Annotated in this window: 17 protein-coding genes; 9 read left to right on the top strand and 8 right to left on the bottom strand. The window is 72.1% G+C overall.

Going from position 1 to position 25785, the window contains the following annotated elements; genetic code table 11:
• Window positions 1-113: 113 nt before the first annotated feature.
• The 3 genes from JL475_RS22175 to JL475_RS22165 all read right to left on the bottom strand — a co-directional run bounded on the left by JL475_RS22175 (window position 114) and on the right by JL475_RS22165 (window position 2269).
• Entirely contained in the window at window positions 114-332 is a 219-nt protein-coding gene (locus JL475_RS22175) for a DUF397 domain-containing protein (RefSeq protein ID WP_202279569.1), read from the bottom strand.
• Window positions 329-1204: a helix-turn-helix transcriptional regulator gene (locus tag JL475_RS22170; protein WP_202279568.1), complete on the bottom strand. Its 876-nt coding sequence runs from the start codon at window positions 1202-1204 to the stop codon at window positions 329-331. Before JL475_RS22170 ends, JL475_RS22175 begins: the two co-directional genes overlap by 4 nt.
• A gap of 126 nt (window positions 1205-1330) precedes the next feature.
• Entirely contained in the window at window positions 1331-2269 is a 939-nt protein-coding gene (locus JL475_RS22165; protein ID WP_202279567.1) for a TauD/TfdA family dioxygenase, read from the bottom strand.
• A gap of 705 nt (window positions 2270-2974) precedes the next feature.
• Between JL475_RS22165 and JL475_RS22160 the strand changes: the two genes are divergently transcribed.
• Window positions 2975-3697 (top strand): LuxR C-terminal-related transcriptional regulator, encoded by a 723-nt coding sequence (locus JL475_RS22160; protein ID WP_202279566.1) that lies wholly within the window; start codon window positions 2975-2977, stop codon window positions 3695-3697.
• A 4-nt stretch (window positions 3698-3701) separates the two neighbouring features.
• Here the strand turns inward: JL475_RS22160 and JL475_RS22155 are convergent, their stop codons facing one another.
• The gene (locus JL475_RS22155) at window positions 3702-6215 is read right to left on the bottom strand and encodes a LuxR C-terminal-related transcriptional regulator (protein WP_202279565.1); all 2514 of its coding nucleotides are present in this window, start codon (window positions 6213-6215) and stop codon (window positions 3702-3704) included.
• Window positions 6216-6286: 71 nt separating this feature from the next.
• The gene (locus JL475_RS22150; RefSeq protein WP_202279564.1) at window positions 6287-8764 is read right to left on the bottom strand and encodes a LuxR C-terminal-related transcriptional regulator; all 2478 of its coding nucleotides are present in this window, start codon (window positions 8762-8764) and stop codon (window positions 6287-6289) included.
• 368 nt (window positions 8765-9132) lie between these two features.
• Here JL475_RS22150 and JL475_RS22145 point away from each other — a divergent pair, with 368 nt between their 5' ends.
• From JL475_RS22145 to JL475_RS22135, 3 genes are all read left to right on the top strand, one after another.
• Window positions 9133-11913 (top strand): LuxR C-terminal-related transcriptional regulator, encoded by a 2781-nt coding sequence (locus JL475_RS22145; RefSeq protein ID WP_202279563.1) that lies wholly within the window; start codon window positions 9133-9135, stop codon window positions 11911-11913.
• Window positions 11914-12282: 369 nt separating this feature from the next.
• The gene (locus JL475_RS22140; RefSeq protein ID WP_202279562.1) at window positions 12283-13125 is read left to right on the top strand and encodes a PAS domain-containing protein; all 843 of its coding nucleotides are present in this window, start codon (window positions 12283-12285) and stop codon (window positions 13123-13125) included.
• Window positions 13126-13163: 38 nt separating this feature from the next.
• Complete coding sequence (locus JL475_RS22135; RefSeq protein ID WP_202279561.1) at window positions 13164-13910, top strand: response regulator transcription factor; 747 nt, start codon at window positions 13164-13166, stop codon at window positions 13908-13910.
• Window positions 13911-14007: 97 nt separating this feature from the next.
• Here JL475_RS22135 and JL475_RS22130 read toward each other — a convergent pair whose 3' ends face one another.
• Window positions 14008-14472, bottom strand: coding sequence for a VOC family protein (locus JL475_RS22130; RefSeq protein ID WP_202279560.1), 465 nt, complete (start codon window positions 14470-14472; stop codon window positions 14008-14010).
• A gap of 268 nt (window positions 14473-14740) precedes the next feature.
• On the opposite strand from JL475_RS22130, the gene JL475_RS22125 reads away from it, so the two are divergent.
• A complete protein-coding gene (locus tag JL475_RS22125) occupies window positions 14741-17743 on the top strand; it encodes a bifunctional [glutamine synthetase] adenylyltransferase/[glutamine synthetase]-adenylyl-L-tyrosine phosphorylase (protein WP_202279559.1) in 3003 nt (1000 codons plus the stop codon).
• Here JL475_RS22125 and JL475_RS22120 read toward each other — a convergent pair.
• Window positions 17740-18750 carry a phosphatase PAP2 family protein gene (locus JL475_RS22120; protein ID WP_202279558.1) on the bottom strand — a complete coding sequence of 337 codons (1011 nt, stop codon included), beginning with the start codon at window positions 18748-18750 and terminating at the stop codon, window positions 17740-17742. The genes JL475_RS22125 and JL475_RS22120 overlap by 4 nt on opposite strands.
• A 368-nt stretch (window positions 18751-19118) precedes the next feature.
• Window positions 19119-20153: a LacI family DNA-binding transcriptional regulator gene (locus JL475_RS22115; RefSeq protein WP_202279557.1), complete on the bottom strand. Its 1035-nt coding sequence runs from the start codon at window positions 20151-20153 to the stop codon at window positions 19119-19121.
• 468 nt (window positions 20154-20621) lie between these two features.
• Between JL475_RS22115 and JL475_RS22110 the strand changes: the two genes are divergently transcribed.
• From JL475_RS22110 to JL475_RS22095, 4 genes are all read left to right on the top strand, one after another.
• Window positions 20622-21893 carry an extracellular solute-binding protein gene (locus JL475_RS22110; RefSeq protein WP_202279556.1) on the top strand — a complete coding sequence of 424 codons (1272 nt, stop codon included), beginning with the start codon at window positions 20622-20624 and terminating at the stop codon, window positions 21891-21893.
• A gap of 96 nt (window positions 21894-21989) precedes the next feature.
• Window positions 21990-22994 carry a carbohydrate ABC transporter permease gene (locus JL475_RS22105; protein ID WP_202279555.1) on the top strand — a complete coding sequence of 335 codons (1005 nt, stop codon included), beginning with the start codon at window positions 21990-21992 and terminating at the stop codon, window positions 22992-22994.
• A gap of 13 nt (window positions 22995-23007) precedes the next feature.
• Window positions 23008-23919 (top strand): sugar ABC transporter permease, encoded by a 912-nt coding sequence (locus JL475_RS22100; protein WP_202279554.1) that lies wholly within the window; start codon window positions 23008-23010, stop codon window positions 23917-23919.
• Between the two features lie 147 nt (window positions 23920-24066).
• Window positions 24067-25773, top strand: a complete 1707-nt coding sequence (locus JL475_RS22095) for a glycoside hydrolase family 13 protein (RefSeq protein WP_202279583.1) — start codon at window positions 24067-24069, stop codon at window positions 25771-25773.
• Window positions 25774-25785 lie beyond the last annotated feature (12 nt).

Below are 25785 nucleotides of genomic sequence, written 5' to 3'. Positions count from 1 at the left end.
GAGTTATTTATCGACAGCTCCCTGCCCGGACGGGTCCCGCTTGAGGAAGAACCTGCCGACGCTGTAAAGCTCCGCTGCGGCGCGGAAGGGGGTGTCCGCTCTGGCGGTCATCCCTAGCTCACGAACCCCGCCATCTCCAGGAAGTCCGCCCAGGCGGCCGGGGCGAGGGTGAGCCGGGGCCCCTGGGGGTTCTTGGAGTCCCGGACGAAGACGGCGCCGGCGCCGGGGGGCATAGCGACCTCGACGCAGTCGCTGGGGTTGCTGCTGTCGCTGTAGCTGCTCTTGAACCAGGTCGGCTCGACGTCGTCTGCGACCGATCCCTTGCGGTTCATGTCTCCCCCAGCACCTGTTCGATGAAAGCCGACGACTCTCGTCCGGTCAGCGCCTCGGCTCGGATGATGCCATAGCGCAGCTCCAGAATCCTCAGCTGCCGAAGGTCGGTGACGGGACGGCTGCCGAACTCGTCGTCGGCCCGGCCAACCGCTGTACCGTCTGCGAACTTGAGCATCTGGATCCGTCCTCCGGTCCCCGGATGGTCCCCGTGGGACGTCGGCATCACCTGAATCGACACGTGTCGCAACTGTGCCAACTCCAGAAGGTGTTCGAGTTGCCTGCGCAACACCATGATGCCTCCGACCGGGCGTCGGAGAGTCACCTCTTCCTGCACGAAGCTCAGCTCCGGTGCAGGGCTCCGCTCGAAGACGGCTGAACGAGCCGTACGCGCGGCGACCGCCCTGTCCAGCTCGTCCTCCGACAGCACCGGCCGCCGCGTACTCAGGAGCGCGCGGGCGTACTCCTCGGTCTGCAGGACTCCGTGGAGATTGTGGCTGCCGTACGACAACAGCTCCACCGCCTGGGACTCCAGCTTCGCCAAGTTCCGCACTTTCTTCGGGTACCGGACCTTCGCCACGTCCTCCGACATCGCGGTGAGCAGTCCGCCCGCGCCCAGGATCTCGTCGGCCTTCTCCAGGTACTCGGGGCGGGGGATGCGGTTGCCGGCCTCGACCTTGTAGGCGAGGTCCTCCCCGTAGCCCATCGCCGCCGCGAAGTCGGCGACCCGCATGCCCACGGACTCCCGCCGCAGCTTCAACTGCCGCCCCACTGTGGTGATGACGGCCACTCCCCACTCGTCGTCCGGGTCGACCTCCCAGCCAGCCTCGTCCGCCTCGCCCCTGACCTGTACCGCTTCACCGTCCACCGACACCCGCACCCCTCCGTCATACGCACCTACCGTCGTATCGCGAGGCGTACGACGGTAAGTGCGGCGGCGACGGTGGGTGAGGGAAAGCGGTGCGCGGTACACCTACGGGTGATCCGGTGCGCCGGAAGGTCAGAAGGGGCGGTCGCCCGCGATGGCGACGCGTTCGGCGACCCGGCGGTGGGGGCCGTAGTCGTTGACTGCGTAGTGCTGGGTGGCCCGGTTGTCCCAGAACGCCACGTCGCCGGGCTGCCAGCGGAAACGGACCTGGTACTCGGGGATGTGCGCCTGCTGGAAGAGGTGGCGCAGCAGCCGGTCGCTCTCCTCGCGGGGCATGCCGGTGATCCGGGTGGTGAAGGAGACGTTCACGAAGAGCATGCGCCGCCCGGTGTCGGGATGCGTGCGCACGACGGGGTGCTCCACGGGCGGGAAGTGCTCCTGGTGCGGCGCGAGCCGTTCGGGTCCGTAGAACCGGGCGAAACCGGGGATGAAGTCGTGCACGGCGCGGGCGCCGTCGATGCGGTCCTTCACGTCCTGCGGGAGGTTGTCGTAGGCGGCGGCCATGTCGGCCCACAGGGTGTCGCCGCCGGCCGGCGGCACCTCGCGCAACTGGAGGACGGCACCGAGCGCCGGCCGCTCGCGGAAGGTGACGTCGGCGTGCCAGACGTTCTCGAACGTCGGAGTGGACCCGCTGCCCTTGTCGAAGCGGACGACGTCCTCGCTGGAACCGGCGGCGAGCAGCGGGTTGGTCTCCAGCTCGCCCCAGTGGCGTGCGAAGGCGCGCTGCCGGTCGGAGGCGAGGTGCTGACCGCGGAAGAACAGCACCTTCCACTCCAGCAGGGCCCGGTGGAGTTCGGCGTGCAGCTCGGGGCCGAGCGGGCGGGACAGGTCGACCCCTCTGATCTCGGCGCCGATCGTGCGCGCCTGCGGCTCGAGCTCGAACAGCTCATAGGGCCGCTCCTCCCATCCCTCGGGCACCCGGCGCAGGACGCGCCGTCCTTCGTAGATGCCGTCTCCGGGGATGCGTGCCTCACGCAGGGTGGCGGGCGGTGCGGTGTTCGTGACGGTCATGGGACGTCCTTCCTCTGCACACGGGGTTCGAACGGGTCATGTCGGGTCATGGGGATGGGACGGGCCGGCCGTTTCGGGGCATGGAGCGCGGACCGTCCGGCGTCGCGGACGCCGAGGGGCACACACGCCGTACGCGGGTGTGCGGGATGGATGGTCGGGGCGGCCCGGGAAAGGGGCTGGGAGAGGCCGTTGGCCGGGAAGCGGGCCCGGGTGGTGAGGGGGCCGGCCCGGGGCAGAGGATGCGGTCGGCTATCGGCCGGAGCGCTCGCAGCCGGTTCGGTCCGGGACGCGCGGCGTCACCGACATCCTGACGAACCAGTACGTGGTCATGACGGCGATTGTGTGATCTTGCCCGTGTTCTGTCAACGGACCCCGTTCGGCGGTCATACCCGCGACACTGGTACGGATCGCCCGATCCAGCTGATTTTGCTGACAAAACGGGTTACTGGTGATCTATGGCTTTCGGCTCGGGTGTGTCTCTGGGGGCCTGGGGTGGCCGGGCAGGTGCGCGTATGGCCGAGATCTTGTGGGTGGGGGTCGGGGGAGGGGGCGGAATGACCGTATGTCGCGGAGTGGTGACTGGATCGTCGATCTACTGCAACCCTCCGGATGGCGCAAAACCGCACCCCGTCGGGACATAATCGCTGGGATTGTGCGACGGAGGCTCGGTGGGGGAGCCGGGCGGCGGATGGACAGGGGCGCTGGATGAACCAGGGATCGGTCAGGGTCGCGGTCGTGGCGCGGGGTGCTGTCGCGCGTAGTGGGCTCGCAGCCATGCTGGAGGAAGCGGCCCACGTGAAGCAGACCACCGTCTTCCGGCCCGAGGAGTTCACGACGGGGTCGCCCGAGGACGCCGTCCAACTGCTCATCCTCTCCTGCGACGTGCTGGTGCTCTGGTGTGTGAACGGCGCCGGGGAGGGCGAGGACGCGTGGGTCGCCGGACTGGCGGAGGTCGTCCGCCGCAACGGGGTCCGGGTCCTGCTGGTGCTGCCCGGTGCCGAGGTGCGGCGCGCCGCGTCCGGCGAGGTCGTGCCCTGTGACGGAATCCTCGACCAGGACGCCCTGACCAGCGAGGGGCTCGACGAGGCCCTGCGGAAGTCGGCCGAGGGGATCCGGCTGGCGGTGCCGGCCGGGCAGACGGTGGCAGTCCCCCGGTCCGTCCGGCCCGCCCGGAGCGCGGCCGGGCCGTGGACCCGGTTTCCGAGGAGGCAGCTCACCGAGCGGGAGAGGCGGGTGCTGGAACTGCTGGTCGAGGGGCTCAGCAACCGGCAGATCGGGCAGGCCCTCGAGGTGTCCGAGCATGTCGCCAAACGCACCGTCGCGCTCGTGCTGGCCAAGCTCGACTGCCCCAACCGCACCCAGGCCGCCGCGGTCGCCCTGCGTGAGGGGCTCGTGGGTACGGGCCTGGGGGAGGCGCTGGGCGCGTAGGGCCTTACGGGTGGCCCAGCACCGCCGCGAGGTCGGAGCGGCCGTTGATGCCCAGGGCGCGGTAGGTGTGCGTCAGGTGGAGTTCGACGGTGCGGACGCCGACCGACAGCTCCTCGGAGATCGCCGTGTTCGACCGGCCCTCCGCCGCCAGCAGGGCGACCCGCAGCTGGGCCGGACTCAGCCGTGCCCGGTTCGCGGAGGGCTGAGCGGCGAGCCGGGCGGCGACCTCCTCGGTGAGCGGGAACGGCCGGCCCCGTCTGACCGCCTCGTCGAGCAGGCTCCGGGCCTCCGTCGACCGGCCGGTGTCGAGCAGGGTGGAGGCCAGCGCGACCATCGCCCGCGCGTACAGTCTCCGGGTCGGCATGCCGGCGAGCAGACGTACCGCGGTCCGTAGATGCCCGAGCGCCGTACGGTCGGGGAGGGCCGGCCCCGCCCAGAGGTGGACGGCGCCGACCGCGCCCGGCGCGCCCCAGGTCCGGGCCGCCGTGAGGCTCTCGACCACCAGGCGCTCCGCCGCCTGCGGGGCCGCGCAGGCCGCCTCCGCCATGGCGAGGTGCGAACGCCAGGGAATGACGGCGGGGTTCACGCAGCCGAGGGGCCGTAGAATCCGGCCGCACTCGCGCAGCTGCGCCCTCGCCTCGGAGGTCCGGCCGGTGCGCAGGCAGAGGACGCCCCGGGCGAACAGCAGGTGGGCACGGCCCAGACCGTGCTCGGTGTGGTCCGGCGGGGCCTCCGCCCGGGCCGACCGCTCCAGGATCGACTCCGCCAGGTCCGTCCGTCCGGACTCCAGGGCGACGAGTGCCTCCACCGCGGTCAGCCTCGGCAGTGTCCGCGGATGCCAGTGGTGCCTGGGCACTTCGGCGACCGCCTCTGCCAGCCGCTCCCTGGCCTGCTCCAACTCACCGGTGCGCAAGGCGAGTTCGGCAAGTCCCAGCAGTGCCTGCCCGGTCACGGGGCTCACCCTGTGCCGTCGTGCCTCGGCCGTGATCCGCTGCAGCCCGGACCGGGCCAGCGCCACGTCCTCGGTGACGGCGAGCACGCGTGCGGCGAACAGCCGGGGAGTGAACAGCCCGTTTCCCCCCCGGAGCAGCACGGTCCCGGCCAGCCGGCGGGCCTCGCCGATCCTCCGCCCGGCCAGACAGTGCCGCCAGGCCCCGGCCGCGGCCCGGACCGCGTCGAACTCCGTGGTCACCCGGTCGCCTTGAGGATTGAGGGCCGAGGCGTCCGGCACCGATCCGGGCGGGCAGGTCTCCGCGGTCAGCGCGTGCAGGCCGCGGAGCGTGCGTCGCTCCGCCTCCGACGTCGTCCGCGCCGCCGTCTCGCTGAGCGCCTCCGCCGCGTCGTCCCCGGCGCGCAGCGCCAGCATGTCGGCGGCGAACAACAGGGCCCCGGACCGGTCCGGGACGCCGGTCTCCCTCAGGATCCGCCGGAATCCGCGCTCGGCCGCCGCCGGCCGCCGCGACGACTGCGCCTTCGCCAGTTCCAGCAGTACGTCCGTGCGCAGCCCGTCGGCCGCTCCGTGGTCCAACGACCGTTCGAGGAACACCACCGCCGCGTCGTCGTCGCCGGACCGGCGCGCGGCCGCGCCCGCCGCGTGGAGCGCGCCGGGCACCCAGGGCTCGTCCAGCGAGGTCCGCGCGGCCAGCCGGCCGAGCACGTCCTGCGGGAAACCCTCGCGGTGCGCCAACCGCACGGCACGCTCGTGGAGTTCACGGCGCCGGTCGCCGTCCAGGAGGCCGAGTGCCCGCTCGGCCACCAGCGGGTCGTACAGCCGGGGCCGTACGGCGGAGTCGAGCAGGCCGGTGACGGCCGGCTCCGTACGCGCCTGCTCGCCGTCCGGCACGGAGATCCCGGCCAGCTCACAGACCTGGCGGAACGAGAAGTGCCCCGCCGCCACCGCGCTCGCCGCGACGAGCGCGGACGCCCGCGCGGACGCCCGCGCCAGTACGGTCCTCAGATGGTGCCGGCCCGTCTGGTCGGCGAGCGCGGCGAATTCGGCGGCGTCGGGAGGCGGGCCGGGCCATCGCCGGAGCGCGGCGCACAGGACCGCCGGGTTGCCGCCGGTCGCGGCGGTCGCGGCCGGCAGGAGCGAGTCGGCCGCCTCCTCGCCGTACGCCCGTGCGAGCAGCGTCCGTACGGCCTGCTCGGTCAACGGGCGCAGCGACAGCTCGTATCCGGGACCGGTCTGCGCGCCGAGCGGCGCCGGGTCGGAGTCCTCGGAGCCCCCGGGGCCCTCGACGACCACCCACAACGCGGGTCGCGGTTTCGGGTGGCCCGTGGGGCACGTGGCCCGTTCCGCCTCCGATGTGCCCCGGGTGTCGTCGGTGAACAGGGCCGACGGGCCGTCGATCGAGGCGAGCCCGGCCTGTCCGGGTGCCGTGAGGACGTGCAGGCCGGACTGCCGGGCGAGGGCCGCGCCCTCGGCGAGCAGGGCGCTGCGTCCGGTGCCCGGGCGCCCGCGCACGAGGACGGTGGCCGTCCCGCCGGTCGCGACCCGGCGCACGGCCCGCTCCAACACGGCCAGTTCCCCGGCCCGTTCCAGGAGCCCGTCGGGCGCGCCGGGTGAACCCGGTGGTCGGGGCGGCCGGTTCACCGTGCCTCGCCGAGCGCTCGCGCCTCGGCGGGCTGCGGTCCGTGCGCCGGGAACCACTTCGCGAGGCCGGCCCGCCCGGGGACGCCGAGCTTCCGGTACACGTTCGTCAGGTGGTACTCGACCGTGCGTACCGTCAGATGCAGGGCGTCCGCGATCGCCCGGTTCGACTTCCCGGCCGCCGCCAGTTCCGCCACGGGACGTTCGGCGTGGCTGAGCGCCGCCAGGGTGTGCCGGCCCTCCGCCGAGCGGAGCGCGTACCGTGCCTGTTCGGCGACGGAGGTCAGGCCGTACCGCACGGCGGTCGCCAGCGCCGCGCGCAGACGGGAGGGCGCACCCCGGTCCGACCGGTGCAGCAGGGCCTTGCCGAGGCGGAGTTCGGCGAGGGCGTGGGACTGCCGGTCGGAGCTCTGGGCCAGGACCCGGGCGCTCTCGGTGAGCAGTTCGACGCAGCCGGCCGGGTCGGCCGACACGCCCCGGGCCAGCAGACTCAGCCCCGTGCTGCGGGCCGTCGGCCATCGCTCGGCCAACTGCCGACCGAACTCGGCCCGTCGGGCGGCGGCGCCCGGCCGGCCCAGCCGCATGAGCAACTCGGTGCTGTGCACCCACCAGAGGGTGAACACCGGGTTGCCCACGCCGGCGGCGGCGAGACTTGCCCCGCACCGCTCGAGCAGACGCAGGGCCTGCTCGGGCCGGCCACGGCCACGTTCGACCAGGGCCAGGGCCGTCAGATGGTGGTGGTACTCCCAGACGCAGTCGTCGAGCCGGCGGCCGTCGAGCCGGAGCAGTACCTCCTGTGCCCGGTCGAGGTCGCCCCGGGCGACCAGGGCGTGGGCGAGGGCGATCGACGCCAGCCGGCTCCGCCCCGACGTGCCCTCTGCCTCGGAGAGACGGGACGCGGCCGACGCCGCCTCGGCCGCCTCGGTGGCCTGGCCCGATGCGAGCAGCACCATGGCCCGCGCCGAAGCGGCGTGGCACTCGGCCCACGTCTCCTCGCGTTCGGCGCTGTCGGCGACGGTCCGCTGCAACTGGTCGAGTGCGGTCGCGCTGTCGTCGGCCAGTGCGAGGACCTGCGCTGCGGCGACCCTGGCCCAGGCGGTGTGCGGCCGTCCGGACCAGAGGACCTGACGGGCGTCGGCGACCGCCGTCTCCCGCGCCTCCGGCCCGGAGGCGGTCAGCGCGGTGCGCAGCGCGCGGACGGCGAGGACCATGCGCTCGGTCGGGTGGTCGGTGAGGACCGGGACGGTGGAGGAGGCGGGTGAGGTGAGGGCGGCAGGGATCGCGGAGACCGGAGAGACCTCGGGAACCGCAGAGGCCGTGGGGACGGCGGTGGCCGGAGCCCGACGTGCCCGCCCGGTCGGCGGGCCGTCCTGGCGGCCGGGGCCCAGCTCACGCAGCAGTGCGTCGAGCGCGGCGGGGGTGTCGGGGGAGTCGTGCACCATGAGGGAGGTGAGCCGGAGCAGGTCGGCGGCGTGGGCCCGGACCAGTGGATCGTCCGTGCCGGGAGGCGTCCCGGCGAGGTGGGTGAGGTGTTCCCGGGCGGCCAGGGGATCGATGTCGACCAGCGCGGTGGCGAGGTCGAGGCGGACGGCGGCATCGTCGGTGTCGGCGGCGTGGAGCCGCGCCAGGTAGGACACCGCGGCAGCCGGGCGGTCGTGCCGGGCGGCTGCCGCCGCCTCCTTGAGGACGGCACGCATCCAGGAGCGGTCCAGCGTGTTCTGCTCGAGCAGCAGATCGGCCACCTGCTCGGCCGGTTTGGCCGCGTCGTTGAGGATCTCGGCGGCCTGGGCGCGCATTCGCTCCCGCTCGGCCTCGGGCAGGAGGTCCAGCAGCGAGGGGGCGCCGTGGGCCGGTAGGGGCCCCGGGAGCAGTCCGCGGGCCCCGGCCTCCTCCAGGAGCCGGCCCGTCGCCTTGGACGGGAGCCCGGCCAGGGCGCCGACGAGGTCCGGGTCGGTGCTGCCGAGTGCCGCCGCCGCCCGGGCGACCTCGATCAACCGGGGTTCGCGCCGGGCGAGTTCGGCCAGGTCTTCGGCGGCCGGCCGGGCGGTGTCGGCGGGCCGGAGGCCCGCGGCGTCGATGACCGTGCAGTAGTCCCGCGTCGCCAGTTCGTGGAACGCCGCCGCGGCGGGCCCCGGCACCCCGTGGGGCAGGTGCAGCAGGACGGTCAGCGGCTGCCGGTACGTGGCGCGCATCAGCTGGTCGATGAAGCGGAGCGTGCCCTCGTCGCACCACTGCGCATCGCCGATGGCGAGGACGAGCGGCCCGCGCGCCAGCAGCCCGCAGACCAACGAGTGGGTCGCGTAACGGACTTCGTGTCCCGGCGGCGAGGCGCCGAGCAGGCGTCGCAGCACGGCGTGCTCCGTGCCGGCCGCTTCACGCCGGCAGCCCACGCGCCGTACGTTCGCCTCCCGTCCGTACGTGACACTGACATGGCGGACGATGGCGTCCACCGAGCCACAGCCGGGGGAGCCCAGCATCACCACGCAGCGTGCGCCGCGGTGTTCGCCCCGGACCGGGCAGGTGGACGGCCCGTGTGGCGGGGCGGTCGGCACGGCGGCGGTTCCCGTTCTGAGCGTGTGGGAACGGGAGGCAGAGAACGAGGGAACCGAGGGAACCGAGGGAACCGAGGGAACCGGATGCGCCGGCTTTGATCGTCTCGAACTCATAATCCTTACGATATGACAGTTCTGTGGTTTTTCTGTGATGGCATCGGGGCCTTCTTGTCCAGGCGACTCGCGGGTTCAACCGGGCAAGAATGGCTCATGCTTGCCCGACTCCGCTGATGAATGGAGGATCCGTGCGGCTCCTGGAGCGGATAAAGAATCTCGACACGGTCCAACGTGCGATGAACAGTACGCAAACCGGCGACAACGTCCTCATGGCGGTCACCGGAACTCCGGGCACGGGGCGTTCGGCCTTCCTCGACGCGGTCGCGGTCCGCGCGGAACAGCACGGCTTCGTCGTACGGCGAGCCCGGGGCAGCCGACTGGAACAGGGCCTGCCCCTCGGCCGCCCCGGTCCGGCCCGCCCGGAACCCACCGGCCGCCCGGTCGCACTGCTCGTCGACGACCTGCAGCGGGCGGGGGAGCCGGCCCTGACCCGGCTGACCGCGTTGCTCGCCGACCCGGAGCCGGGCCCGCTGTTCATGGCGGTCGCCGTGTGCGAGGGCGAGTTCGCCACCGAGATGCCGGGTGTGCAGGAGATCCTGTCGGCCGCCGACCAGGTGATCCGGATGGGGCCACTCGGCACGGAGGGAGTACGTGCCCTGCTCGGGGAGCGCGGCATCGTGCTCGCCGACGACCAGGTCCACGCCTGGACCCACGCCACCGGCGGCAATCCGACGCTGATCATCTCCCTGCTGGAGCGGCTGGAGCGGCTGGAGCGGCTGGAGCGGCTGGAGCGTGCGGGCCGCGGCGCCTCCGTACCTCTGCTCGACATCGCCCGTGCCCAGCCCGCGCCCTGGAGCCTGCGGTCCCGCGTGGCCGCGGCCCTGACCGGTCACCCGGAGTCCGTCGGCCGGCTCGCCGCCTGCGCGGCGCTCCTCGGCGGGGAGACCGAGACGCACGTCCTCGCCCGTCTGGCGGATCTGGACCCGGCCGAAGGGGACGCGGCGGCCAGGGCGCTGATCAGACTCGGCTGGGCCGCCGACCGCTGGACACCGCCCGTCCTGTGGGACTGCGTACGGGAGGCCGCCGAGGAGGGGATCTCGCTCACCGACCGCGACCGGCTGCACCGCCGGGCGGCCGAGCTGCTCCATGCCTCGGGCGCACCGGCCGAGCGGGTCGTCCCCCATTTCATGGAGGTCGGCCCCGGTGACTGGCCCGAGGCCGCACAGGTGATGCGGGAGACCGCCCGCGAAGTGCGGCGCGGTGGCGACGACGCGCTCGCGATCCGCTGTCTGCGTCGAGCCCTGCGCGAGTTCCCGCCCGACAGCCCTCAGCGCGGCGACCTGCTGGCCGCCCTCGCCGACGTGGAACAGAACGTCGACACCTCCGCGATGCTGCGCCACGTCGGCCAGGCGCTTCCCCTGGTGAACGCGGTCCAGGAACGCGCCGCGGTGGTGGCCCGTGTGCCGCTCACGTTGTTCCTCTCCGCCCCGCACGCGGCGTCGGAGATGTTGGAACAAGCCGGGGCGGGGCGCACGGAGCCGCTGGTGCCGACGGCCGACCCGGTGGCACGGGCCGCCCCGAAGGCTTCGGAGACATCGCAGGCGTCGGAACTCGGGCTGCGGCTGGAGGCCCGCGTACGGCTGTCGCGGCTGGGCGACCCGGCGGCCCAGGCCTCTGCCGTCCAGCGGCTGCGAGCCGTCGATCCCGGACGGGCCCTCGATCCGGGACCGTTTCCCGGTCCCGGGACCGCGGCCCGGCGGGAACTCATGGCGGTCCTCGTCTTCGCGGGCGTCCTCGGCGGCCGGCTGCCCGCCGCCGAGGTCGCCGACCGCACGCGGTGGCTGCTGGAGCACGAACCGGCGTCGGCCGCCTCGGAGTACACCGCGTCCGCGCTGACGATCGCCTGCGCGGCCGTGGCGGAGGCGAGCGAACCGGCGCGCTGCTGGCTGGACACGGCGCTCGAGACGGCGCGGCGGCGCGACGACCGGCGGCTGCGCACGGCCGTGCTGAGCTGGCGCGCGCTCACCGCCGTGCACGCCGGCCGGCCCGCCGACGCCCGGGCGGACGCGCGGGAGGCCTGCGCGGTCGCTCCCGATCCGGCGCGGGACCCGGCAGGGGACTCGCTGGGGGACCACGACTGGCTGACGGTGCTCAGTCTGACGTCCGTGGCGGTCGAGACGGGGGACACCTGGCTGGCGGAGCGGCTGCGGGACCGGCTGGCCCAGGGGCAGGGCGCCGGGCAACCGGTGTGCGGGCTCGCCCTGCGGGTGCTGCAGATCCCGCTGACCGCGGAGCGCGAACTGCCCGCCCTCGCGGCCGACCTGCAGGACGCCGCCTGCCGCGCCGAGGCAGCGGGCTGGTGCAACCGGACCCTGTTCCCGGTCGACGTGTGGCGCGCGCCCCTGCTGCTCCGCCTCGGTGACCCGGAGGGAGCGCTCCGGCTCCTCGCCCGCGCCTGTGACCGGGCACGGCGCTTCGGAGCTCCGGCCGCACTCGGCCGGACCCTGCGCATGTGGGGCACCGTGGTGCGCGGCCGCTACGCCCTGTCCCTGCTCGCCGAGTCCGTCGCCGTGCTCAGGGAGAGTTCCAACCACCTTGAGCTGGGGCGGTCGTTGACGGCGTACGGAAACCGGCTGCGGGCCGCCGGACGGCCGGGCTCCGACGAGATCCTGGCCGAGGCGGACCGGATCGCCGAGGCGACGGGCGAGGCGGCGCTGCGGCGCTGGATCGCCTCGCAGCCACCGTCCGCGCACGGTGCGCCGCCGTGCGGAGGCGTACCGGTGGCCGGCGGGGTGCTCAGTGACACCGAGCGGCGGGTCGCCTCCCTGGTGGCCCTGGGACACACCAACCAGGACGCCGCCGAGGCGCTCGGAGTCACCCGGCGGGCCGTGGAGAAGAGCCTCACCAGGCTGTACCACCGGCTGGACGTGGACGGCAGGGCCGGGCTGGTTCCGGCGGCGCGCCGCATGGCCGGAAGGGCGGTCTTCGGTTCGGGCGTGCTTGCCGAACGACTGTGACCCGGTAGTCGGGGTGCCGGAGTGGGTAGGGATGCCCGGGCGAGGGCCGATGCCGGGACCGGTGACCGGGGGCCGGTGCCCGATCGGTGCACCGAACGGGCTACTCGTCGGTAAGTCGGATTGCTCCCGTCCGGCAATGGAAAATGTGGGTGGAAATGCCGGTAATTCGCAGATGACCGGAGGTTGCCGAGCGGTGTCGGGGACCGTTTCCCGCTGCTTCCCGGGCCCTGCCGTGACGGTCTCTCCGAACCCGCGGGACGGCGACCACAGTCTTTTGCGGGGGTCCCGGGTTTCATTGCACGTCAGCGCCCGCCCTTCGTAGACTGGCTCGCAGCCAGTGAAAGATTCGAGAGGGAGGGAAAGGCTTACATGGCCCACGCAAAGATCAGTACGGTGGGCGGGCTCCTCCGGGTGGCGGAGGCGCATGCCAACCTGCCCAGGAAAAGCCCGTATTCCACCGAAACGCTGCATGAAATAGATTCGTCTCTGTTCGACGCGGAAATCGGGAGCGAGAAGTACCGTGATGCGTTCCTTTCGCTTTTCGAACGCTCCGGAATCGCTCTCGCCATTCTCGATCCGAATCTCCGGGTACGTTCCGTCAACAGCCCCGTGATGCCCCGGTGCGCCCAGCGGGCGGACGAACTGCGCGGCCGTGAATTCGTGGAGCTCCTGCACCCGAGCGTGCGGCAGCACGTGCTGAGTCAGTTCGGCCTGCTCGTGCAGGGACACCGGACTCGTCTCGTCGGTCACTCCGTCGTCCTGTCCGTCTACGGCAACACGGTCGCCGGCAGGATCACCGCGTTCCCGGTGACCGACGGCGCGGGCCGGGTCGAGATGATCGTGGTGCAGTTCACGCCGGAGGAGACACCCGTCGACCGCGAGGCGCACGACGACTCGCAACGGAAGCTCGCCCCGCTCAGCGCGAAGGTCCTGGAGGGTGTGGCGGCGGGTGATCCGACCGTACGTCTGGCGGCCAAGCTGTTCCTCAGCCGACAGGGCATCGAGTACCACGTCGGTACGCTGCTGCGGCAGTTCCAGGTGCCCAACCGGACGGCACTGGCGGCGAAGGCGTACTCGATGGGCATGTTCAGCATCGGCAGTTGGCCGCCGAGGGTGCTCCCCGACTACATCCGTTCGGACCAGCAGGAAGCGGGGAACGGATGGGGCGAGACACGCGCACGATCGCGGCAGCGCCAGACCTCAGGACACTGAACACTTCAGAACGCCGAGCACGCCAGAACGAGGACGATGTGAAACTACTGGTCGTTGAGGCCAACGAACGGGTGTCGGCGGCTCTCGGGGCAGCTCTGGAGGAACAGGGTCTGGAGGCGGTGTGCGCGTCCACCGGCAGGGCCGCACTCGAGTTGCTGGACCGGGCCCGCCCGGATGTCGTCCTGCTCGACCTCGCCCTCCCCGACTGTGACGGCTTCGGGCTGTGCGGCGCGATGCGGGCCGCCAGTACGGTCCCGATCCTGGTGACCACCGCGCGCGGGGACCACCTGTCCTGCGTGCGAGCACTCGACCTGGGCGCGGACGACCACCTCGTCAAGCCCTACAACCTGGCCGAACTGCTGGCCCGGACCAGGGCGGTGTTGCGCCGAGGCCGGCCCGCCGAGCCCGCCGGCACCGACTCCGGAACCGGCGCCGCCCCCGCCGCGGCCGCCCCCGGCGGGCCCTTCGAGGAGCCGTCGGCAGACCTGCTGCTGGCCGGGCGAGTACGCATCGACCTGCGGGAACGGGCCGTCCTGGTCGACGGTGCCCCGACCGAACTGCCGGACGACGAGTTCGACATCCTGGCCGTGCTGGCCCGGCGGCCGGGCCGGACACTGCGCGCCGACCAGATCGTCGAGGAGATCCTGCGCGCGCACCGGTCGTCGCTGCGCGCCACCCTGCCGACCCGGATCGCCTCGCTGAGGGCACGGCTCGGACCGTCCCGGCTGGTCGAGTCCCCCGAGGACGGGTGCTACCGGCTCCCGGCCCCCGAACCGTACGCCTGACGGAACCGGACCGTCGTCGCTCAGCGGCACCGGACGCCCGGTGGTGCTCGAGGAGGCCACCGCCGGAGTGCGGCAGCCCTCCCGCGGGGCCTTCGCCCTACTTCCGGCCTTCGGCCCGGTCCGCCTGTGCCGCCAGGCTCGACAGGAGCCGGTGCAGCGGCTCCGTCGCCCGGCGGCGGTACTCCTGGACGGCCCAGCCGTTGCCGTCCGGGTCATCGAAGTACATGAACGTGGCGCCGTCGTCCGGGGCGTACGCGACCGGCTCGGAGATCTCCAGGCCGCGGGCGGTCAGTTCGGCGTGGGCCGCCTCGATGTCGGCGACGCAGAGCTGGAGGCCCCGGTAGGAGCCCGGGGCAGGCCGGGTGTCGCCCGCCATCTCCCAGATGCTGTCGCCCAGCGCGATCGAGCAGCCGGAGCCGGGAGGAGTCAGCTGGACGATGCGCATGCCCGGCATGACCTCCTGGTCGATGTCGACGTGGAAGCCGACCTTGTCCCGGTAGAAGTCCCGGGCCCGGTCGACGTCACTGACGGGCAGCGGGAGCACTTCGAAGGTCATGTCCACGGGCACAGCTCCTGTGTCGGTCCGGCCGCCCGGTGGGCGTCGGCCTCGGCATCACGCGAACCGCCCCCTCGTCCGGCTGGACGGCTCCCCCCACCGAAGCCGAAAACGGTGTGCGGCGCCACTGCAAAACGACGGCGTGTCCCGGGCCGTGGCGGACCCCGCGCGCCCCGGAACCCGTCGCACGCCGTCCCGGGGCCGGGTCCCGAAGGTGCCGCTAGGCTCGTCGCCAGTACGACCACCGTGATCCGAGGACCGAGGGAGGCCGGGGATGACGTCGGCGCCGGGGCGCAGGAGCAGTACCTTCACACGGCTGCTGCGGCACGGTTTCACCGACCCGTCCGCCGCCGAGCGGCTGCTGGACGGACCCGAGCTGGTGCCCGTGCGCGACGACCCGGTGCTGCTGGACGCGCTCGGCGCGACCGCCGACCCCGATCTCGCGCTGCACGGGCTGGTCCGGCTGCTGGAGGCGCAGACCACCGCCACCGACCGGCAGGAAGTGCTCGACACGCTGATCGCCGCCAAGCCGCTGCGCGACCGGCTGCTCGGTGTGCTCGGCGCCTCCGAGGCCCTGGCCGACCACCTCGCCCGGCACGCCGGCGACTGGCGGGCACTCGTCACGTACGAGGCGCGGGACCTGCACCCCGGACTGACCGAGTTCGAGGACGGCCTCGCCGGCGTCACCGACCCGGTGTCGCTGCGCGTCGCCTACCGGCGCTGCCTGCTGTCCATCGCCGCCCGGGACGTCTGCGGCACCACCGAGGTGTCCGAGACCGCCGCCGAACTCGCCGACCTGGCCACCGCCACCCTGCGGGCCGCCCTCGCGCTCGCCGAGGCCGACGCCCCCGAGGACACCGCCCTGTGCAGGCTCGCGGTGGTCGCGATGGGCAAGTGCGGCGGACACGAGCTGAACTACGTGTCGGACGTCGACGTCATCTTCGTCGGCGAGGCGGTGGGTGGCGCCGACGAGGACAAGGCCCTGCGCGCCGCGACCCGGCTGGCCTCGCACATGATGCGGATCTGCTCCGAGAACACCGTCGAGGGCACCATCTGGCCCGTCGACGCCAACCTGCGGCCCGAGGGACGCAACGGCCCCCTCGTCCGCACCCTCGCCTCGCACCGCGCCTACTACCAGCGCTGGGCCAAGACCTGGGAGTTCCAGGCGCTGCTCAAGGCCCGCCCGGTGGCCGGCGACCTCACCCTCGGCGAGGAGTACGTCGCCGCCCTCCAGCCGCTGGTGTGGCAGGCCGCCGAGCGGGAGAACTTCGTCGCCGACGTCCAGAAGATGCGCCGCCGGGTCGTCGAGAACATCCCCACCGCCCAGGTCGACCGCCAGCTCAAGCTCGGTCCCGGCGGGCTGCGCGACGTCGAGTTCGCCGTGCAGCTGCTCCAGCTGGTGCACGGCCGCACCGACCCCTCCCTGCGCAGCGGCACCACCCTCGACGCGCTGAAGGCCCTCGCCGCCGGCGGCTACGTCGGCCGCGCCGACACCGCCCAGCTCGACGCCGCCTACCGCTTCCTGCGCTCGCTCGAACACCGCATCCAGCTGTACCGGCTGCGCCGCACCCACCTGGTCCCGGAGGACGAGGCCGAACTGCGCCGCATCGGCCGCTCCCTGGGCATGCGCAACGACCCGGTGACGAGCCTGACCCGCGAGTGGAAGCGGCACGCCACCGTCGTACGGCGGCTGCACGAGAAGCTGTTCTACCGGCCGCTGCTCGACGCGGTCGCCCAGCTCGCCCCCGGCGAGGCCCGGCTCAGCGCGGAGGCGGCCCGGGAGCGGCTGGTCGCCCTCGGGTACGCCGACCCCGGCGCCGCCCTGCGGCACCTGGAGGCGCTGGCGTCCGGCGTGACCCGCAAGGCCGCCATCCAGCGGACCCTGCTGCCCGTGCTGCTCGGCTGGTTCGCCGACTCCGCCGACCCGGACGCCGGCCTGCTCAACTTCCGCAAGGTCTCGGACGCGCTCGGCAAGACCCCCTGGTACCTGCGGCTGCTGCGGGACGAGGGCGCCGCCGCCGAGAACCTGGCCCGGGTGCTGTCCGCCGGACGGCTCGCCCCCGACCTGCTGATGCGCGCCCCCGAGGCGGTGGCCCTGCTCGGCGACGGGGAGGCCGGGGGCCTCAGGCCCCGCTCCCGCGCCCACCTGGAGCAGGAGATCCTCGCCGCGGTCCACCGCGCCGACGGCGCGGACCAGGCGGTCACGGCCGCCCGCGGGGTGCGCCGCCGCGAGCTGTTCCGTACGGCCGCCACCGACATCGTCGGCTCCTACGGCACCGAGTCCCAGCCCGCCGAGGCCGACCAGGGCGCCCTGGTGGACCTGGTCGGCGGCGCCGTGTCCGACCTGACCGCCGCCACCCTCGCCGGTACCCTGCGCGCGGTCGTCCGGGAGGGCTGGGGGGACACCCTCCCCACCCGCTTCGCGATCATCGGCATGGGCCGCTTCGGCGGCCACGAGCTGGGTTACGGCTCCGACGCGGACGTCCTGTTCGTCCACGAACCGCGTGACGGAGTGGACGAGCGGGAGGCGGCCGACGCGGCCGGCAAGGTCGTCGCCGAGATGCGCCGACTGCTCCAGCTCCCCAGCGCCGACCCGCCCCTGCTCATCGACGCCGACCTGCGTCCGGAGGGCCGGTCCGGGCCGCTGGTGCGCACCCTGAAGTCGTACGAGGCGTACTACCGCCGCTGGTCCCTGGTGTGGGAACGACACGCGCTGCTGCGCGCCGAGCACGTCGCCGGCGACGAGGACCTCGGCCGCCGCTTCATCGAACTCGTCGAACCGCTGCGTTACCCGACCGCCGGGCTCGACGAGGAGGCGGTGCGCGAGATCCGCCGTCTGAAGGCCCGGATGGAGTCCGAACGGCTGCCGCGCGGCACCGACCCCAAACTGCACGCCAAACTCGGTCCGGGCGGCCTGTCCGACGTGGAGTGGACCGTGCAGCTGATGCAGTTGCGGCACGGCGCGCGGGAGCCCGCTCTGCGCACGACCAGGACCCGGGAGGCGCTGGCCGCCGCCCACGCGGCGGAGCTCATCTCCGAGGAGGACGCGGCCACCCTCGACGAGGCGTGGGTGCTGGCCACCGGCGTGCGCAACGCGGTCATGCTGGTCCGCGGGCGGGCCGGCGACACCTTTCCCACCAACCCCCGCGAGCTGGCCGCCGTCGGCCGCTACCTGGGCTACGGTCCGGGCCACGCCGGCGACATGCTCGACGCGTACCGGCGCACGACCCGCAGGGCACGGGGCGTGATGGAGGAACTGTTCTACGGCGGAGACTAGGACCTGTCCGGGGAGTGGGAGCCGCCCGGGGCGAGGGCGGAGTCCGGCGTACGGGGGGCCACCACGCCCGCCTTCCCGCTGTCCGGGGCCCTGCCGTCGGAGCTGTCCGGACCGGCCGGGCCCTCGCCGCCGGTGTCTTCGGAGCCTTTGCCGCCCGTGCCGGTGAGGCTCCCGCCGCCGTGGTCCGGCACCAGTCTCGGCAGGGTGTACGGGCGGCCGCCGTACCAGACCGTCGCCAGCGCGTAGCCGAAGGCGAGGCAGAGCAGGCCGCCCACCGCGTCCAGCCAGAAGTGGTTGGCGGTGGCGACGATGACCACCAGCGTGCCCGCCGGGTACAGCAGCCCCAGGACCCGCGCCCACGGGACGGTCGCCAGTGCGAAGACGGTCAGCCCGCACCACACCGACCAGCCGATGTGCATCGACGGCATCGCGGCGTACTGGTTGGACATGTTCTTCAGGTCACCGGAGGCCATCGACCCCCAGGTCTCGTGGACCACGACGGTGTCGATGAACCCGCCGCCGTCCATCAGTCGCGGCGGGGCGAGCGGGAACAGGTAGTAGCCGGCCAGGGCGACGGCCGTGGTCGAGAACAGCACCGTCCGGATCGCCGCGTAACGGCCGGGATGGCTACGGTAGAGCCACACCAGGACACCCAGCGTGACCACGAAGTGCAGGGTGGCGTAGTAGTAGTTCATGCCGACCACGAGCCAGGTCACCGAGTTCACCGCGTGGTTGACCGACTGCTCGAAGGCGAGACCGAGCTGCTGCTCCAGGTCCCAGAGCCAGTCCGCGTTGCGCAGCGCCTTGGACTTCTGCTCCGGCACGGCGTTGCGGACGAGTGAGTACGTCCAGTAACTCACCGCGATCAGCAGGATCTCGAACCACAACCGCGGCCGGCGGGGGGTGCGCAGACGACGCAGGAGCCTTTGCCCCGCCCCGTTTTCGACGGGGTGCGCTGCGGCCCGGTCCTCCCGGCCTTTCAGCGTGGTCACCGTCGTTTCACCCATGGGCACAGAGTCTGCCAGAAAAGCCCCTCCCGCAGATCATCCCCCGGTCGGCACCGACCCGCATGTCCTCCCCCGGACAGCGGCCCACGGTCTCCTCCCCGGGCAGTGCGCGCGATGACGTCCCTCCGGCCCAGGTCCTGTCCGGCGGATCATGCCGCAGACGCGGGGTCCGGCACGCACTCCCCCAAGCTCTTCGAGCAGGGGGGACCCCCAGCGGTGTTGTCGTCGGTCGCCATGGCTCCTTCCCCAAGCTCTCGGCTTCGCTCGAGCGGGAGGGACCCCCATGAGCGGGGGACCCCCATCGCCCCCGCTCACCCGCACTGACAAGGCACCGCCGATTTCCTGCGACCTGCTCCGCCGGACAGGCCCTAAGGACGATTTCGGTCCCCGGGGGCCGAAGCGGTCGAACCGCGCACCACCAGCTCCGGCATGAACACGAACTCGCTGTGCGGAGCGGGCGTCCCGCCGATCTCCTCCAGCAGGGTGCGCACCGCGGCCTGGCCCATCGCCGGGACCGGCTTGCGGACCGTGGTCAGCGGCGGGTCGGTGAAGGCGATCAGCGGGGAGTCGTCGAAGCCGACCACCGAGATGTCCCTCGGCACGTCCAGACCGCGCTGCCGGGCCGCCCGTATCGCACCCAGCGCCATCATGTCGCTGGCGCACACCACCGCCGTGCACCCGCGGTCCATGAGCGCCGCGGCGGCGGCCTGGCCGCCCTCCAGGGTGTACAGGGAGTGCTGGATCAACTCCGTCTCCACGGTCCGGGCGTCCAGACCCACCTGGTCCTGCATGGTGCGGACGAAGCCCTCGATCTTGCGCTGCACGGGCACGAACCGCTTCGGCCCGAGCGCCAACCCGATGCGGGTGTGGCCGAGGGAGGCCAGATGCGTGACCGCGAGCGCCATCGCCGCCCGGTCGTCGGGGGAGATGAACGGCGCCTGCACCTTCGGGGAGAAGCCGTCGACCAGCACGAACGGCACACCCTGGGCGCGCAGCCGCTCGTAGCGCTGCATGTCGGCGGTGGTGTCCGCGTGCAGCCCGGAGACGTAGATGATGCCGGCCACCCCCCGGTCCACGAGCATCTCCGTCAGCTCGTCCTCCGTCGACCCGCCCGGCGTCTGGGTGGCGAGCACCGGCGTGTAGCCCTGACGGGTCAGCGCCTGCCCGATGACCTGGGCCAGCGCCGGGAATATCGGGTTCTCCAGCTCCGGGGTGATCAGGCCCACCAGACCCTCGCTGCGCTGCCGCAGCCGCACCGGGCGTTCGTAGCCCAGGACGTCGAGGGCGGCGAGCACGGACTGGCGGGTGGTGGCGGCGACGCCCGGCTTGCCGTTGAGCACGCGGCTGACGGTCGCCTCGCTCACCCCGGCCTGAGCGGCGATGTCGGCGAGACGTGTGGTCACAGCACCGGACTGTATCCGCCGGCCCGCTCGTTGCACACCGGACGGACGCCTGGTGCGCGCCGTCGAACGGCCCGTTGCGGGCTGCTGGGTCATCGCTGTCCCTCTTGTCGTGGCATGTCGTGCTCGGCAGGTCGTGATCGGCGTCCGTCCGCAACGGATGATTCCCCCGGCGGAAACGGATGGCAAGTACTTGCAGAGTCTTGCACAACAGTCCGAACCCCGGTCCTGCGACCGGAAACCCAGGGTCGCGCGGTGGTCGGGGAGCCGCCCGGACCGGGTCGAGGGGAGGTCACGGCGCCATAACTGTCGAGCCTTCTTGCAAAATTTTTCAGCAAGGTCTTTCGGATCGGTTGCATCGCTGTTACGTTCACGTCGCCCGGCGGCCCCATCGGCGCGGTCGGCAGTCGGCAGGACGGCAGACGGGGCCGCACCCTGCACACCCGGGCTTCACACCCTCAAGGAGTACTCATGCGGCGTGGCATAGCGGCCACCGCGCTGGTGGCGTCCCTCGCCCTCACAGCGACGGCCTGCGGCGGAGACAGTGACAGCGGCGACACGGCCGACGGCCCGGTCACCATCACCTGGTGGGACACCTCCAACGCGACCAACGAGGCACCGACCTACAAGGCCCTGGTCAAGGAGTTCGAGGCGGCCAACAAGGACATCAAGGTCAACTTCGTCAACGTCCCCTTCGACCAGGCGCAGAACAAGTTCGACACCGCCGCCGGTTCCAAGGGTGCCCCCGACGTGCTGCGCTCCGAGGTCGGCTGGACCCCCGCCTTCGCCAAGAAGGGCTTCTTCCTGCCGCTGGACGACACCGAGGCGCTGAAGGACCGGGCCGCGTTCAAGCCCAACCTGATCGAGCAGGCCACGTACGAGGACAAGGTCTACGGCGTCCCGTTCGTCACGGACACCCTCGCCTTCGTCTACAACAAGGAACTGTTCGAGAAGGCCGGCGTCGAGGCTCCCAAGACCTGGGACGACCTGAAGAAGGCCGCCGCCACCATCAAGGACAAGACCGGCGTCGACGGCTACTGGGGCTCCACCGCGGGCTACTACGCCCAGTCGTTCCTCTACGGCGAGGGCACCGACATGGTCGACGCCGACGCCAAGAAGATCACCGTGAAGTCGTCCGAGGCCAAGAAGGCCTACGGCACCTGGCTGGAGCTCTTCGACGGCAAGGGCCTGCACAAGGCCGACGTCACCGCCGATGCGTACACCCACATCCAGGACGCGTTCGTCAACGGCAAGGTCGCCTCGATCATCCAGGGCCCGTGGGAGATCACCAACTTCTACAAGGGCTCGGCCTTCAAGGACAAGGCGAACCTGGGCATCACCACCGTCCCGGCCGGCTCCACCGGCAAGGCGGGCGCCCCGACCGGCGGCCACAACCTCTCGGTCTACGCCGGCTCCGAGAAGGCGAAGCAGGAGGCCGCGCTGAAGTTCGTCAACTTCATGACCTCGGCCAAGGCCCAGGAGACCATCGCCCTGAAGAACTCCACGCTGCCCACCCGCGACGACGCCTACACCGACGAGGTCAAGGCCGACCCGGGCATCGCCGGCTACCAGACGGTCCTCGAGGCCGCCCAGCCGCGCCCGGCGCTGCCCGAGTACAGCTCGCTGTGGGGTCCGATGGACGACGAGCTGCCCCAGATCGCGGGCGGCAAGAAGTCCCTGGACAAGGGGCTGAGCGACGCGGAGCTCGCCATCGTCAAGCTGGTGCCGGACTTCAGCAAGTAACCGCCCGCGTGGCCGCCGGACCCGCTTCCAGGAGGGGAGGGCCCGGCGGCCACCGGCCTGCGCCGAACCCCTTGATCATCCAGAAGGTGCCGAACCATGACAGTCGCCATCGACCGCGCGACCGGCAAACGCCGCGGTGACCGCGCGCCCCGCCCCGGCCCGGTCAGCCGCCTGAAGCACGCCTACCAGAAGCACTGGTACGCCTACGCCATGATCGTGCCCGTGGTCGTCGTGCTCGGCACCATCGTGCTCTATCCCCTGGCCTACGGCTTCTACCTCACCCTCACCGACGCCAACAGCCTCAACTCGGCCCGCACCATCGGCGTCAACGAGATCGAGGCCACCTACAAGTTCATCGGCCTGGACAACTACGCCGACATCCTGTGGGGCGAGACGGCGTACGACCGCTTCTGGTCGCACTTCATCTGGACGATCGTATGGACGGCGGCCTGTGTCGTCCTGCACTACACCATCGGCCTGGGCCTGGCACTGCTGCTCAACCAGAAGCTGCGGGGCCGCACCCTCTACCGGCTGATCCTGATCCTGCCGTGGGCCGTGCCGACCTTCGTCACCGTCTTCGGCTGGCGGTTCATGCTCGCGGACAGCGGCATCATCAACTCGGGCCTGGGGTCCCTGGGTCTGCCGACACCGCCGTGGCTGGAGGACCCCTTCTGGCAGCGGTTCGCCGCGATCATGGTCAACACCTGGTGCGGTGTGCCGTTCATGATGATCTCCCTGCTCGGCGGGCTCCAGTCCATCGACGGCGCCCTCTACGAGGCGGCCGAGATGGACGGCGCGAACGCCTGGCAGCGGTTCCGGCACGTCACCCTGCCCGGCCTCAGGTCGGTCAGCTCCACCGTCGTGCTGCTCGGCGTCATCTGGACCTTCAACCAGTTCGCCATCATCTTCCTGCTGTTCGGCAACACCGCCCCGGACGCGCAGATCCTCGTGACCTGGTCCTACTATCTCGGCTTCGGACAGCAGCCGCGCGACTTCGCGCAGTCCGCCGCCTACGGCATGCTGCTGCTGGCCATCCTGATCGTCTTCACCTCCTTCTACCGCCGCTGGCTGAACCGCAATGAGCAGCAGCTCGCGATCTGAGGCAGGAGCCCCCATGAGCACCATCACCGTCAAGACCGAGGCTCCGACGGACCGTCCGGCCGGCGAGAGGACCCCGCCCGTGAAGGTGCGGGGGCGCGGGGAACGCGGTCCGCTGGCCAGTCTCACCTCGCACGGCATCCTGGTCGTGGCGAGCATCGTCGCGCTGTTCCCGGTCGCCTGGCTGGTCTTCCTGTCCCTCGGCCCGGACAAGGACGACTACCTCCGCCCCGGCGGCATCTGGGGCAAGATGACGCTGGACAACTACGCGTTCGTGCTGCAGGACACGAACTTCTTCCACTGGCTGAAGAGCTCGCTGATCGTCTCGCTCGGCACCACGGTCCTCGGCGTCCTCGTCGCCGCCACCACCGGGTACGCCGTGTCCCGGATGCGGTTCCCCGGGTACAAGAAGTTCATGTGGGCCCTCCTGGTCACCCAGATGTTCCCGGTGGCCGTCCTGATGGTCCCGATGTACCAGATCCTTTCCGACCTTCAGCTGATCGACACCTACTTCGGCCTCATCCTCGTCTACTGCTCGACCGCGGTGCCGTACTGTGCCTGGCTGATGAAGGGATATTTCGACACCATTCCGTTCGAGATCGACGAGGCGGGCCGGGTCGACGGGCTGTCCCCGTTCGGCACGTTCGCCCGGCTGATCCTGCCGCTGGCCAAGCCGGGCCTCGCGGTCGCCGCCTTCTACAGCTTCATCACCGCGTTCGGCGAGGTCGCCTTCGCCACGACGTTCATGCTGGACGACACGAAGTACACCCTCGCCGTCGGTCTGCAGAGCTTCGTCAGCGAGCACGACGCCCAGCGCAACCTCATGGCCGCCACGGCGGTCCTGATCGCGATACCCGTCTCCGCGTTCTTCTACCTCGTGCAGAAGAACCTGGTGACCGGCCTCACCGCGGGCGGCACGAAGGGCTGATCACTGAGCCCTCGTACGAGGACCCCCGCGCGCCCCGAGCGCGCGGGTGGCGGCCGCGGCGGCCCGAACCGACCCCGCCGGCCACCGCGGCCGCCTCTTCTCCTCGCTCACCGCACCACCCCCACCCCGATGACACGACAGGACGACATGAGCCAGCAGCACTCCACCGCCCCGGCACCGACCTCCCCGGACTCCCCGACCGAATCCGCCGCCGTCGCCACCGCCACCAGGCGGCGTGACTGGTGGCGCGAAGCGGTGATCTACCAGGTGTATCCGCGCAGCTTCGCCGACAGCAACGGCGACGGCATGGGCGATCTGGAGGGCATCCGCTCCCGCCTGCCGTACCTGCGCGACCTCGGGGTGGACGCCGTGTGGCTCAGCCCCTTCTACGCCTCGCCGCAGGCCGACGCCGGCTACGACGTCGCCGACTACCGCGCCGTCGACCCCATGTTCGGCAACCTGCTTGACGCGGACGCACTGATCCGGGACGCCCACGAACTGGGCCTGCGGATCATCGTCGACATCGTGCCCAACCACTCCTCCGACCAGCACGAGTGGTTCAAGCGGGCGCTCGCCGAGGGCCCCGGCTCGCCGGCGCGGGACCGTTACCACTTCCGGCCCGGCAAGGGCACGAACGGCGAACTGCCGCCCAACGACTGGGAGTCGATCTTCGGCGGTCCGGCCTGGACCCGGGTCACCGAGCCCGACGGCACCCCGGGGGACTGGTACCTGCACCTCTTCGCGCCCGAGCAGCCCGACTTCAACTGGGAGCACCCGGCCGTCGGCGACGAGTTCCGCTCCATTCTCCGCTTCTGGCTGGACATGGGCGTCGACGGCTTCCGCATCGACGTCGCCCACGGCATGGTGAAGGCCGAGGGCCTGCCGGACCTGGGATCGCACGAGCAACTGAAGCTGCTGGGCAACGATGTCATGCCGTTCTTCGACCAGGACGGCGTGCACGACATCTACCGGCAGTGGCGCCTCATCCTCGACGAGTACTCGGGCGAGCGCATCTTCGTCGCGGAGGCATGGACGCCGACCGTCGAGCGCACCGCCAACTACGTCCGCCCCGACGAGCTGCACCAGGCCTTCAACTTCCAGTACCTGGGCACCCACTGGGACGCGGAGGAGCTGCGCGAGGTCATCGACCGCACCCTGGACTCCATGCGCCCGGTCGGCGCCCCCGCCACCTGGGTGCTGTCCAACCACGACGTCACCCGGCACGCCACCCGCTTCGGCAACCCGCCCGGCCTCGGCACCCAGCTCCGGCTGCCCGGCGACCGGGAACTGGGGCTGCGCCGGGCCCGCGCGGCGACCCTGCTGATGCTGGCGCTGCCCGGATCGGCGTACGTCTACCAGGGCGAGGAACTGGGACTGCCGGACGTCGTCGACCTGCCGGACGAGGTGCGCCAGGACCCGGCGTACTTCCGGGGCGAGGGCCAGGACGGCTTCCGCGACGGGTGCAGGGTGCCGATCCCGTGGACCCGCGCCGGTTCGTCGTACGGCTTCGGGTCCGGCGGCAGTTGGCTGCCGCAGCCGGAGGGCTGGGGCGAGCTGAGCGTCGAGGCGCAGACCGGGACGGCCGGCTCCACCCTGGAGCTGTACCGTGCCGCGCTCGCCGTGCGCCGGGAACAGGCCGACCTGGGCGCGGGCGACACGGTGGAGTGGCTCCCGGCCCCGGAGGGCGTACTCGCCTTCCGTCGCGGGGAGTTCGTGTGCGTCGCGAACACCACGGGCAAGCCGGTGACCACGCCGTCCTACGGCAGGGTCCTGATCACCAACGGTGAGGTGACCGAAACCGGCGACGAGGCGAAGGTACCGGCCGACACGACGGTGTGGTGGACACGAGCCTGACGACTCGTCCGC

The organism is Streptomyces sp. M2CJ-2 (assembly GCF_016757295.1).
Classification (GTDB): Bacteria; Actinomycetota; Actinomycetes; order Streptomycetales; family Streptomycetaceae; genus Streptomyces.
This window is presented reverse-complemented; position numbering and strand designations above follow the sequence as displayed.

Excerpts from the sequence above, each read along its gene's own strand:
- JL475_RS22175 (WP_202279569.1), bottom strand. The coding sequence starts at position 332 with ATGAACCGCAAGGGATCGGTCGCAGACGACGTCGAGCCGACCTGGTTC.
- JL475_RS22165 (WP_202279567.1), bottom strand. The coding sequence starts at position 2,269 with ATGACCGTCACGAACACCGCACCGCCCGCCACCCTGCGTGAGGCACGC.
- JL475_RS22160 (WP_202279566.1), top strand. The coding sequence starts at position 2,975 with ATGAACCAGGGATCGGTCAGGGTCGCGGTCGTGGCGCGGGGTGCTGTC.
- JL475_RS22150 (WP_202279564.1), bottom strand. The coding sequence starts at position 8,764 with ATGCTGGGCTCCCCCGGCTGTGGCTCGGTGGACGCCATCGTCCGCCAT.
- JL475_RS22145 (WP_202279563.1), top strand. The coding sequence starts at position 9,133 with ATGAACAGTACGCAAACCGGCGACAACGTCCTCATGGCGGTCACCGGA.
- JL475_RS22140 (WP_202279562.1), top strand. The coding sequence starts at position 12,283 with ATGGCCCACGCAAAGATCAGTACGGTGGGCGGGCTCCTCCGGGTGGCG.
- JL475_RS22125 (WP_202279559.1), top strand. The coding sequence starts at position 14,741 with ATGACGTCGGCGCCGGGGCGCAGGAGCAGTACCTTCACACGGCTGCTG.
- JL475_RS22120 (WP_202279558.1), bottom strand. The coding sequence starts at position 18,750 with ATGGGTGAAACGACGGTGACCACGCTGAAAGGCCGGGAGGACCGGGCC.
- JL475_RS22110 (WP_202279556.1), top strand. The coding sequence starts at position 20,622 with ATGCGGCGTGGCATAGCGGCCACCGCGCTGGTGGCGTCCCTCGCCCTC.
- JL475_RS22105 (WP_202279555.1), top strand. The coding sequence starts at position 21,990 with ATGACAGTCGCCATCGACCGCGCGACCGGCAAACGCCGCGGTGACCGC.
- JL475_RS22100 (WP_202279554.1), top strand. The coding sequence starts at position 23,008 with ATGAGCACCATCACCGTCAAGACCGAGGCTCCGACGGACCGTCCGGCC.
- JL475_RS22095 (WP_202279583.1), top strand. The coding sequence starts at position 24,067 with ATGAGCCAGCAGCACTCCACCGCCCCGGCACCGACCTCCCCGGACTCC.